This is a genomic window from Loktanella agnita (genome assembly GCF_046640325.1).
Lineage (GTDB): Bacteria > Pseudomonadota > Alphaproteobacteria > Rhodobacterales > Rhodobacteraceae > Yoonia > Yoonia agnita.
In genome coordinates, this window is the sequence record NZ_JBJMBF010000032.1 from 1 (window position 1) to 11,105 (window position 11,105).

The following is an 11,105-nucleotide window of genomic DNA, read 5'->3' on the forward strand; positions in this document are numbered from 1 at the left end:
GTGGCAGAAGGTTGGGTAGCAGAGCAAAACGACGAAAAACTCTGGCCCTCAGTGGCAGAAGGTTGGGTAGCAGAGCATGAGAAAGAAACGCTCTAACCTAAATTAGCGGACTCAATGGGGGCAGGTCATGAGAGTGTGCTCTACACCCGTAGGCGCCGACCCGAATTAAGGAAAGCTTTTGACGAAAAATTCGACAAAAGCCCTTTCGTGATAGAGATTAAAACCTGAAAGAACCGCGAAGCGAAGCACTGTTCACCCTACTTTCAATGTCGCCATCATTATACAACCCTTCAAAATTGTAGGCCCGCGATGTGAACTCCAGACCAACCTTAAACTGAGTGCTCACTGCAACATCCGCGCCGAGTCCAGCAATGACGCCAAATTGTGTTTCAGAATCGCCAACTTTGTCTTCAAAAGTTCCGGCAGACAACCCAAGCACACCGTAAGGCATGAACTGCCCGGCATCAAAACCAAGACGGCCCTTCAAATCGACGATTGAGGTGAATTGATATTCATCCTCATAGCCTTCCTCGTACACGGCTCCGGTTACAATTGAAGCTTCTCCTCCAAGAATGTAACTGCCCATGTCGCAGTCTGCTCCGATGAAGATTTCGGCAACCTCTCCGACCAGCTCATATTCATCGCTATCGACCGGACCGACGTATACATTTTCGCCGCTGAATGAAGAATAAGCGATGCCAGCATACATGGACTGTGCATGTGCACCGCTGGTAGAGGCGGCCAGTAAGGTAAGGGTAATTAGTGATCGCTTCAAGGTAGTGTTCTCCAATAGTTAATAATTTCTAGATGAGGTGCCATTCAAATTTTTCGTGGGCACCCCTTATTCGTGTGTACAAAGTCAAATTGCACCTCTGAGCGCTGTTATGAAACGCATTTTAAGCTGAGCGAAAATTGCCGAAATTATGTGATACAGCAGCATCACGCAAGCGTGATATGAAAATCAATCTAGGATTGCTCTCATCAAGAGAGCAGCTCAATGCAGTCTACGAATGAATAGGTTTTTTCACACGTCCGGATCTGTGCGTAAGTTCTTACTACCTTACAAATTTCTTATGCTTCATCCGCTTCGGCTCTAGCGCATCAGCACCCAGTCGTGACTTTTTGTCTTCTTCGTAGTCGCTGAACGCCCCCTGGAACCATTCCACATGGGCGTCGCCTTCGAAGGCGAGGATGTGGGTGCAGATCCGGTCGAGGAAGAACCGGTCGTGGCTGATGACCACCGCGCAGCCGGCGAAATCGACCAGTGCGTCTTCCAATGCGCGCAGGGTTTCGACGTCGAGGTCATTGGTAGGCTCATCGAGCAGCAGCACGTTGCCGCCGGATTTCAGCAGCTTTGCCATATGGACCCGGTTGCGTTCACCCCCGGAAAGCAGGCCAACTTTTTTCTGTTGGTCGCCGCCTTTGAAGTTGAAGGCCGAGCAATAGGCGCGGGAGTTCATGGACGCATCGCCGAGTTCGATGATCTCGGCCCCGCCGCTGACTTCCTCCCAGACATTCGCGTCTGGGTTCAGCGCGTCGCGCGATTGATCCACATAGGACAGCTTGACCGTATCGCCGTATTCCACGGTGCCTTCATCCGGCTCCGCCTGCCCGGTGAGCATAGAAAACAATGTGGATTTACCCGCGCCGTTGGGGCCGATCACACCGACGATGCCGCCGGGGGGCAAGTCAAAGGACAGCCCTTCGATCAGCAGCTTGTCCCCCATGTGTTTCTTGAGGTCGTTGACTTCGATCACCTTGGAGCCCAGCCGTGGCCCGTTAGGGATAATGATCTGGGCGCGACCCATTTTTTCTTTTTCAGACTGATTGGCCATTTCATTATAGGACGCGATCCGCGCCTTGGATTTGGCTTGCCGCGCCTTGGCACCCTGCCGCATCCATTCCAGCTCGCGCGCCAGCGTGCGCTGCTTGGATTTGTCATCCTTGGCTTCACGTTCCAGCCGTTTGGCCTTGGCTTCGAGCCAGCTAGAATAATTGCCTTCGTGCGGGATGCCGGAGCCGCGGTCGAGCTCGAGAATCCAGCCGGTGATCGCATCCAAGAAATAGCGGTCGTGAGTGACGATCAGGATTGTCCCTTTGTAGTCAATCAAGTGCTGTTGCAGCCAGGCGATGGTTTCCGCGTCAAGGTGATTGGTCGGCTCGTCGAGCAGCAGCATGTCGGGCGCATCAAGCAGCAATTGGCAGAGCGCGACGCGGCGCTTTTCGCCGCCCGACAAGGTTGTCACGTCGGCGTCGTCGGGGGGGCAGCGCAGAGCCTCCATGCTGATGTCGATCTGCGCGTCGAGGTCCCAGAGGTTCTGGCTGTCGATTTCATCCTGCAACTGCGCCATTTCATCGGCGGTTTCTTCGGAATAGTTCATGGCGACTTCGTTATAGCGATCAAGGATCGCCTTTTTGTCGGCCACGCCCAACATGACGTTTTCGCGCACGGTCAGCGCGGGGTCCAATTCGGGTTCCTGCGGCAGATAGCCGACGCGTGCACCTTCGGCGGCCCAGGCCTCACCGGCGAAATCCTTGTCCTGGCCTGCCATGATCCGCATGAGCGTGGATTTACCGGTGCCGTTGACGCCGACCACGCCGATCTTGACCCCGGGCAGGAAGTTCAGACGGATGTTTTCGAACACCTTCTTACCGCCGGGATAGGTTTTGGACACGCCGTCCATGAAATAGACGAATTGATTGCTGGCCATCGAGCTTGGTCCTTATGCGAGTGCTTGAGCGACACTTAAAAGGAGAGGGGCTTGCAGGCAAGAGGATCAGTCGAGGAGTTCGAAGGCGTCTAGGTGATTTACGATGATCTCTCGCACAAGGTTGTTTCTTTGCAAATTCAAGAACGCGCGGCTTAAATTGGGGTTGGTGGTCTGTGTAATGTGCGGACCAGAGGACCGATCCAATGCTATGCGCCAACTCGCCCAAGGCCTCTCTCTTTTCCTTGTGTCTATCAAGGTCAAAAAACTGGTTAATCTGTTGGAAAGCTATTTCTCCTCGGCGGAGCCTTGAAATCCACGTCGACTTTAGAACCTGTATGATTAGCAAGCCGGCATAAAGCCAATATTCCTCCCTCTGATCCAGTGACCATCTGTTTGTGATAACAAGGAGCGCTGCTATTTTTTGAACGTCACGAAGCGTGATTTCTTGATTGTCATTGAGCATTTCGAAGTATGCGTCGAAGTATTGATGCCAGAGCGAATGGATGGAAAGTTGCTCAGCAACATACTTGAAGTGCTTCGATGCCTCTGTGGCACTGCCAAGCTTGCTCAGCGAAAGCTTCATCGGCACCCTAATCTGCACAAACTTGTGCAGGTACCGGTCTGCATCAATCCCGGCCCCGTAGCGCGCGCGGACGCTGTTGGCGAGTTCGTGCATGTTGACACCCAGCACGAAATGTACGCCGGGTGTGGCGAAGAAGTGTTTGATGACCTCAAGCAGTTGCAGCGCGTAGTCGGGGCGGCAGCGGTCGAGTTCGTCGATGACGATGACCATTCTCTTTTGAGGTGCATCGTTTCCATCCGGGTCGGTCAGGGATTTGAGCGCCGCGCGGAATTGGCCCATGGCGGCGCGGCGGCCGTCTTCGCGTTTCCAATAGGCCTCGGCAGCTTTTTCGACATTTTCGGATGATGCCTCGATCACTGCGTCACCGACGGCCCCCGCAAGTTCGGTGCCGCCGACGGTGACAGCGGCCAATCCGATACGGGCTGCCATGGGTGCGATGCGATAGGCGGCTGTCCTTAGCTTCTTCAGCAGCTCGGGTTTGCGATCCACCTGTTCGAGCCGATCCGTTAATGCGCCGGTCAGGGCGATCAGCGGGTCTTCCAGATAGTCATTCTCGAACGCATCGAAATAGAGCGTGTGGGCCTTGTGTGCCTGTTCCTTCAGGTGCTCGCCGACCCAGCATTTCAGAAAGGTTGATTTCCCGCTCCCCCAGCCGCCATCAAGCGCGATGACCAGCGGGTCCGCGATGTTTTCCACCAGATACGACAGTTGCTTGGCGATGGGTTTGCGGTCGAGCTTGTCGTGCGCGGCCAGTCCATCCTCGTAGAGTCTGATCTGTGGTTCCGGCAGGGTCAATTTCATGGTCGAAATTCCTTTGCTATACGCGGCCTTCAAATGCGCCGTGCGGCGGGCCATATTATTTAATGCACATTCTTTTGATAGCGGGCAGATGAGGCGGGCGGCAATCGGTGTTCCGATACAGGTGATGCTTGTTTGTACGCGATACACGCATGGGCTGTGACGCCGTGTTGCCGGATGAAAGCTTAATGTTCACTATTTATTCAAATTGTTTACATTGATAGATGCCCAAAAGCCGGGAAAATTACCTGAAATCAGTGCTTATGCAAAGTTTTTCGCCAGATTTTTCCCGCATGGCTATGATGAGAGTTAACCGGTCGGCAGAGCCGGGCGCGTTGATGGTACAGCTTCTGGCAGTTTATTACCTGAAACAAGAACAGGGACAAGTTATGACCAAGACAACTTTTGTCGTCGGAATCGACGGCTCTGCTGCGGGGGAACGGGCGTTGGATTTCGCCAAAGCCCGCGCCAAGGCGGTGGGGGAATGCACCCTTGCACTGGTATATGTGATTGAGTGGTCGCCGTTTTCATTTCAAACGGCGGAGGAGAACGCGCAGCGCCATAAGCGCCGCGAGGAAGAGATCAGCCTGGCCCGCGAACGTGTGCTGGGTCCGGCAATGGCAGCGGCGGCCGCTGATGACGTGGCGGTTGAAGGGATCGTGCGCCATGGTGACGTGGCAGAGATCATAGATGCGATCGCCAAGGAACGCGGTGCTGCACAGATCATCGTAGGCCGGGTCGGCCTGCGCGGTCTGAAAGAACGGGTCTTTGGCGGGGTGACTGGGCGATTGGTCACTGGCGCTTCTGTCCCCGTCACGATCATTCCATAAGGGGAAATAGAATGTCGACATTACGCATTTTTCTGTTGGGCCTGATTGCGGCTCTGACCCCTGGTTTGGTCGCTGCGCAAGAGAGCGGCGGGCTGGATCAGCGGATCAACACGATCTTTGCCGATTATACCGGCTGGTATGTGTCCTTTATCTTTGCGCCGCTGCCGGGCACATCTTTTTCGTGGATTGCGCTTTGGCTGGTTGTGGGGGCACTGGTCTTTACCGTCTATTTCGGGGCGATCCAGTTTCGCGGGTTTATGCATTCGATCCGGCTGGTCAAAGGCGACTATTCCGATCCGAATGACGCGGGCGAGGTCAGCCATTTCCAGGCTTTGGCCACGGCCCTGTCTGGCACTGTCGGGCTGGGCAACATCGCTGGGGTCGCGGTTGCGGTTAGTATCGGCGGGCCGGGGGCGACCTTTTGGATGGTCGTCGCAGGTCTGTTCGGGATGGCCACCAAGTTCACCGAATGCACGTTGGGTGTGAAATACCGCAATGAATATCCCGATGGCAGCGTGTCCGGCGGGCCAATGTATTACATCACCAAAGGCTTTGCCGAGCGCGGCTTGCCAATGGGCGGGGCCATGGCGGTGCTGTTTTCCGTCTTTACCATTCTGGGTGCGCTAGGTGGCGGGAACATGTTCCAAGCCAATCAGGCCCATGCGCAGATTGCCGGTGTCGTTGGCGATTATCCGGGTTGGATCACCGGGCTTGCGCTGGCGCTGGTGACTTTTGCGGTAATTGCAGGTGGTCTGAAATCCATCGCCCGGGTGACCGAAAAGGTCGTGCCGTTCATGGGGGTTTTCTATGTGCTGGTGTCGATCCTGATCCTGATCCTGAATTTTGACATGATCGGATGGGCCTTTGGACAGATCTTCATGGGGGCCTTTACCGGGCTTGGGGTTGTCGGTGGCTTTACCGGCGCGCTGATCCAAGGGTTCCGGCGTGCGGCCTTTTCCAACGAAGCTGGGATCGGGTCAGCGGCGATTGCCCACTCTGCCGTGCGGACGAAAGAGCCGGTGACAGAGGGTTACGTCGCCCTATTGGAGCCGTTCATTGATACGGTAGTGATCTGTACGATGACCGCGCTGGTGATCGTGATCAGCGGTGTTCTAAATGTTGATCCTGAAACAGGCCTATATATCTGGAATGCAGAGGCAGGCCGGATCGCGACTGATGGCGATGTGGGCGGTGTTGCCCTGACATCGGCAGCTTATGCCAAGCAATTTGCATGGTTCCCGATCCTGTTGATGGTTGCGGTGGTGCTGTTTGCCTTTTCGACCATGATCAGCTGGTCCTATTACGGGCTGAAGGCCTGGACCTATCTGTTTGGCGAAGGCGCGATGAAAGAGCTGTCTTTCAAGATCATCTTCTGCGTTTTCATCGTGATCGGTGCCGCAGCGAGCCTTGGTCCCGTGATCGACTTCTCAGACGCTATGCTGTTTTCCATGGCGATTGTGAACATCATCGCACTGTATCTGCTGATGCCGATCGTGAAGCATGAGCTGAACAGCTATATCAGCCGGTTGAAGTCCGGTGAGATCAGAGCGTTCAAAAACTAAGGTACGCGGTGCGCCGGGAGACCGGCGTGCCGTGCGCTGATCAGCACTGGCCGCCTAGCGCCGCGGCATCAGACACAATAAAGCCGTGCGGGAATGGAGTACCCGCACGGCCCTCAGAGGCTGGCAGTCTTGGGGCTGCGCATCATCGCCTCTGAATGGGAAGGCGCCGCCTAGTTACATCAGGCTTTGCACGTTGATGCCGAAGGTCACGGCACCGATTTTTTCATTCGTGCCCAGATCAAAGACCGGCATAGACGCCTGAGCTTGGTAGAACCCGGTGCTGTCGTCGAATTCGACATCACTGATATGCAGTCTGCCATCTTCGCGACCATAGGTTTCCTGCCATTTTGCTTCGTCACCCTGCCAGTAATCCGATGTCTCGACGCTTTGCGCGACGTTGAGCCCACGGTTGTCCATGATGAAGACTTCGGTCACGAAACCGGCGGTGGCCTGTTGCTGCGTGCCGAGCCAAGTGGATACGGCACTGCCCAATGTGGTGCTGATCATCGTGCCGCCCCCGGCAGTCGCTTCGGCACGCCAGTCCTGATCCAAGGCGATGATCTGCTCTTCGGTCAGGCTTTGATGTGCGGCGTTTTGCGTGTTAATCGCGGCAATCAGGGCGGGATTGGTCAGCCATCCGGACAGAACATTTTCGACATAGGCGGTCAGTGGCACCTTGTAGACGCCACGCTGCCCCGGCGAAGAGATAAGATAGAGCGTGATTGCATTGTCCATCTCGACCTTCAATTGCTTGTCGAAAGCTGTCACATCGACCACGTCCTGTTCGGTCACCGCGTCACCCGCAAGGATGTGATCAAACACTGGTTTATATTCCATCCAGTGATCATGGGCGGTGGAGAGCGCATTCTTCACTGCGTCATTCGGGGGTGGGCTGATCCCGACATTGGGGAAGCCATCACGCAGCGCGACCAATGACCGTTCAAAGAAGTCCAGGGTTTCCTTCAGCTCTTCCACAGTGCCAAGCGCCGGGTTGTCAGTGGCCAGACCGCAGGTGATCCGCGCCATCCGGTCAAGCAGGGTGCGTTGGCGGGTCATGAAGTCGAGCGTGACCGCATCCTTGTTGAGCAGTTCGAGCGGGTTGGAATATTGGCCCGATATTTCCGAAGCAAGCACGAGGGTTTGTTCGTAAAGGTCACGGTAATTGTCGCTGATCGCGGCCAGTTGGCCCGCGTCGATCTGACCGTTGACCATGTTTTCCGCAGCGGCGTTCACGGGCCGCCATTTTTCATAGACCATAGCGATGGTCCGGATACTACGACTGTTTTCTTCTGCTGTCGGGATGCCCAATGTGGTGTCGCCGTTTTTCAGCCCGGTGAGGATCCGGTTAAACCGGTCGCGGTAGGCGGCAAGATCGTCCTCTGCTACGTCGCCGCTGATGCCCGCGGCAACGCGGCAACCCGCCCCGGCGACGCTTTCGCTATAAGACCGGAGGCTGGCGGACAGGTTTACCCGCGCCTTGCCGCCGTCATAGAGCGCATCGTCAAGGATTTGCGTCCATGCGGGGCCTGATGTGAAGACCGTGGTTGCCAGTGCGGCCGTAACAAGCAGCTTGCTGCCCCTACGTGTCTGGTTTCGGGAACTGCGATCCTGCGTATTCGATTTGTTTTTCATGACCTTTTCCATTCGGATGTCACGCGTTCCGTAACTATTGCAAACCCGTTGCGAGCCTTGTGAACGCGGCGGCTTCTGCGGTTGTGTCGCATGTTGAAGCCGGTTTTCATGGGATTGTGAAAACGGGGAGCCGGACACCGCGTGGATGCCCGGCTGTCGCCTCAGCTGTTCGGGTTCTGGATCCAGACTTCGACCCGGCGGTTGATGCGCCGCTGGTTTTCCGTGCTGTTGCAGGCTGCCGGTGCGATCTCGCCATAGCCGGTGACTTGCATGTCGATGTCACCCAGCCGGTCGCCTGCGTAGTTTTGCAGTTCGCTCATGACCTGCGCTGCACGGTCAACGGACAGTTCCCGGTTGCTTTCAAAAGCACCCACGTCATCGGTGAAGCCAACGAAGAGGATTTTTGTCCCGCTAGGCTCTGATTCCAGATAGTGGGCAAGCCGTTCGAGGTTCAGCTGGCCGCGCGGGTCAAGCCGTTGAGAGCCGGTGCGGAAGCGGAATGTGGTCGACAGCCTGTCGTATTCAACCATGTCAGACAACATGGCCCGCATGACGCCACCTTCGAAATCGTCCACATTTGGGTTCAGCAATTGCTTGGCCCGGTCGCCGTCCAAAGGCTGCGCTCGCCGATCAATGCCGAGGTCGATAAAGCCCGCCTTGGCGATAACTTCATCCGCGGCGTCGGAAATGGCGTACTCCACAAAGTCGCGCGACTGGTCGTCCAGCTCTGCCCGGTTGTAGAGGTAGAGGAAACGCTGCAGTGCGTATTCTTCTGTCCGCGCCGAGAACGCATCAGGCACCATGGACAGCCCGCATTCGTTGATCAGTGTGATTGGTTTCGCGCCGCGCTGGAAGGCGTAGCCAACGAAGCCAATGGCGTTTTCGTTTTGATTGACCAGAGCGGCCATCTCGTTGTTGTCGGTGACTTCGATGGCACTAGCACGCAGTGGTGGCGGGGTGTCGCCGAACAATTGTTCTTCGAACACGCCCCGCGTACCTGAATCTGCAGGCCAGTCGAGAACCTGGATCGGTGCGTCATTGCCCCCAAGTTCGGCCCAGTTTGTGATCTGGCCGCTATAGATGCCGCGCAGGTCCTCCATGCTGAGCGTGTCAACAGGGTTATCCGGATGTCGGATCACAACAAGGCTGTCGACCGCGATGATGTTTTCCTGACTTGGATCGATCATGTTGCCTGCACCGGCGTCGCGCAGGGCGCGTGCCTCACCCGGTGAGATGCGCCGGTCGGACATGCCGATTTGGGTGGTGTTGTCCAAAAGCGTGCGGAACGCGTCATTTGAGCTGGTGGAGCTAACCAGATAAGCGCCCATCGGGTCGCCGAAACCTTCTTCGCCCACCATTTCGGTCACGAACTGACCACGGGTGCCGGTTGCTGTTTGCGTGGCTTCAGCCCCAAGAAACGCTGCATAGCCAGAAAGAAGCAGCGGCATCACGCCTTCGCCAACCGCGTCAGAGCCAGAAATCTTTACATCTGCCTCTGCCGTGCCGCCGATATCGGGGCAGTCGGCCCCTTCGCAGCGCACGCGTGTTGCCGAGATCCGCAGGTCGCCCAGACCAGTGCGAATCACATAGTTGTTGTCAGAAAATGCGACAAACTCACCGACAAGGTTCACTGTGCCGTCGGCGGATTTCAAGGTGACCTCACCCGCGCCTCCGGTTGCCGGTGCAAATGCGGCGACGGACAGCGCTAATGCCGATACCAAATTTCGTTTGTTGGAAAAGGTTCCGAACTTCATACTCGTACTCCATTTTCTGTTGAACTCTTGTCGGCTTCGTACAAGCCAGCGAGTTCGGACAGACGTTTACTCGTTCAACAAAGGCCGGAACATCCGACACATGCAGATAATCTAATGTTAATTTGCGCAGAGAATGAGGCGAAAATTCGCTCAATTGAGATTTGGTTAACTAGAGCGTTTCCATTTCATGTTGATGCATACCCCAGGCCCCGAAGGGAGCGGAAGCATTGAGCCGGGTGCCGCATTGTGATCGTCCACGCAAACGGGTCATATTGGTTTTGACGCTGGTCTCGTCAATGAAGACCACACGGTGCGGGGCTTGCGCGATGGCAGACAGCGTCCACCGGAACCAGCTACGCCGTGCCCGCTTCACATGAGGTTTGCGCCTTTCATCTGCGATAAGGCTCTTTTTTTGTACGTAAGCCCAAGCCGCCTCAACACGACATCAATGCCTGACAGCGACGCGTGCACGCCATGGGCTTCCAATAGGGCCGCTTGCAGCTCCTTCAGCGTGATATCCGGATCTTGTTCAACCAACTCCTTAGAGAAGCCTTCATAAGGCACCAGCCGCCCATGCCCTCTACGCCGGGAATTGCGCGCAGCGGTGAGACCCCCAGTCCGCCGCAGTTGTTTTGCAAACCGAACGGCTGTTGCAGCAGAAATCAGAAGCCGTCGACCGATCTCCCGCGCTGAATGACCTTCCTGGTGCAAAGCATGAAAACGATGGCGAATATCCGATGATAAGGGTGCGGGCATGAACGATCCTCCTAACCAGCACGGAAGCAGAAAATCAAACCGAAGCGAACCCCTCACGACTCAAGATGAGAAAGAAACGCTCTAACGGATTCTATAATCCACGGCGGCAGCATTCATCGCCGGGTGGCAAAAGTCTCTTGGCCTTTGAACGAAAGGCTGCCTAAATGAGTGGAGAGACCGGAACGCAAGCGTGACAAGACCAGTTCGATTCAAATCAAAGCAAAACGCGTTAATACAGGGGTCAATCTTGCATGCCGTTCCACATGTCAGGCGGATCGTGCCAGAACCTTTGATGCCTTGTTCGATGCGTTTGGAGACATCTGTGACATGTTCAATCCAGACGAATGTTGGAACTACTTCGCAAATGCAGGATATGCCTCAGATTAAATGCAAAATGCCTTAAACCGCTTGACCCAAAGCCCCAGTGCAACGCTTGAAGAGAGAGACACACACACGCTTTTTAGGGAGTTGTTCTATTT

8 protein-coding genes are annotated in these 11,105 nt (G+C 55.6%); 2 read left to right on the forward strand and 6 right to left on the reverse strand.

The genetic code is table 11. The features are described 5' to 3' along the window. Positions 1-217: 217 nt before the first annotated feature. The 3 genes from ACJ5NV_RS20130 to ACJ5NV_RS20140 form a co-directional block, all read right to left on the reverse strand. Positions 218-775, reverse strand: a complete 558-nt coding sequence (locus ACJ5NV_RS20130; RefSeq protein WP_411646638.1) for an outer membrane beta-barrel protein — start codon at positions 773-775, stop codon at positions 218-220. 280 nt (positions 776-1,055) lie between these two features. Further along, positions 1,056-2,711 (reverse strand): energy-dependent translational throttle protein EttA, encoded by a 1,656-nt coding sequence (gene ettA / locus ACJ5NV_RS20135; protein ID WP_411646640.1) that lies wholly within the window; start codon positions 2,709-2,711, stop codon positions 1,056-1,058. After that, positions 2,650-4,095, reverse strand: coding sequence for a KAP family P-loop NTPase fold protein (locus ACJ5NV_RS20140; RefSeq protein ID WP_411646642.1), 1,446 nt, complete (start codon positions 4,093-4,095; stop codon positions 2,650-2,652). Before ACJ5NV_RS20140 ends, ettA begins: the two co-directional genes overlap by 62 nt. Positions 4,096-4,481: 386 nt before the next feature. Here ACJ5NV_RS20140 and ACJ5NV_RS20145 point away from each other — a divergent pair, with 386 nt between their 5' ends. Both ACJ5NV_RS20145 and ACJ5NV_RS20150 read left to right on the forward strand, forming a co-directional pair. Then, the gene (locus ACJ5NV_RS20145) at positions 4,482-4,922 is read left to right on the forward strand and encodes a universal stress protein (RefSeq protein ID WP_411646643.1); all 441 of its coding nucleotides are present in this window, start codon (positions 4,482-4,484) and stop codon (positions 4,920-4,922) included. An 11-nt stretch (positions 4,923-4,933) separates the two neighbouring features. Beyond that, positions 4,934-6,484 (forward strand): alanine/glycine:cation symporter family protein, encoded by a 1,551-nt coding sequence (locus tag ACJ5NV_RS20150; protein WP_411646645.1) that lies wholly within the window; start codon positions 4,934-4,936, stop codon positions 6,482-6,484. A 174-nt stretch (positions 6,485-6,658) separates the two neighbouring features. On the opposite strand, the gene ACJ5NV_RS20155 is transcribed toward ACJ5NV_RS20150, so the two are convergent. The 3 genes from ACJ5NV_RS20155 to ACJ5NV_RS20165 form a co-directional block, all read right to left on the reverse strand. Then, the gene (locus tag ACJ5NV_RS20155) at positions 6,659-8,116 is read right to left on the reverse strand and encodes a type IV pili methyl-accepting chemotaxis transducer N-terminal domain-containing protein (protein WP_411646646.1); all 1,458 of its coding nucleotides are present in this window, start codon (positions 8,114-8,116) and stop codon (positions 6,659-6,661) included. Between the two features lie 161 nt (positions 8,117-8,277). Next, a complete protein-coding gene (locus ACJ5NV_RS20160) occupies positions 8,278-9,870 on the reverse strand; it encodes a phosphate ABC transporter substrate-binding/OmpA family protein (RefSeq protein ID WP_411646648.1) in 1,593 nt (530 codons plus the stop codon). A gap of 369 nt (positions 9,871-10,239) precedes the next feature. Continuing rightward, entirely contained in the window at positions 10,240-10,626 is a 387-nt protein-coding gene (locus ACJ5NV_RS20165; RefSeq protein WP_411646649.1) for a hypothetical protein, read from the reverse strand. Positions 10,627-11,105 lie beyond the last annotated feature (479 nt).

Bases quoted from the DNA above. Each gene is read 5' to 3' on its own strand.
- ettA (WP_411646640.1), bottom strand. From the start codon at position 2,711: ATGGCCAGCAATCAATTCGTCTATTTCATGGACGGCGTGTCCAAAACC.
- ACJ5NV_RS20140 (WP_411646642.1), bottom strand. From the start codon at position 4,095: ATGAAATTGACCCTGCCGGAACCACAGATCAGACTCTACGAGGATGGA.
- ACJ5NV_RS20145 (WP_411646643.1), top strand. From the start codon at position 4,482: ATGACCAAGACAACTTTTGTCGTCGGAATCGACGGCTCTGCTGCGGGG.
- ACJ5NV_RS20150 (WP_411646645.1), top strand. From the start codon at position 4,934: ATGTCGACATTACGCATTTTTCTGTTGGGCCTGATTGCGGCTCTGACC.
- ACJ5NV_RS20155 (WP_411646646.1), bottom strand. From the start codon at position 8,116: ATGAAAAACAAATCGAATACGCAGGATCGCAGTTCCCGAAACCAGACA.
- ACJ5NV_RS20160 (WP_411646648.1), bottom strand. From the start codon at position 9,870: ATGAAGTTCGGAACCTTTTCCAACAAACGAAATTTGGTATCGGCATTA.
- ACJ5NV_RS20165 (WP_411646649.1), bottom strand. From the start codon at position 10,626: ATGCCCGCACCCTTATCATCGGATATTCGCCATCGTTTTCATGCTTTG.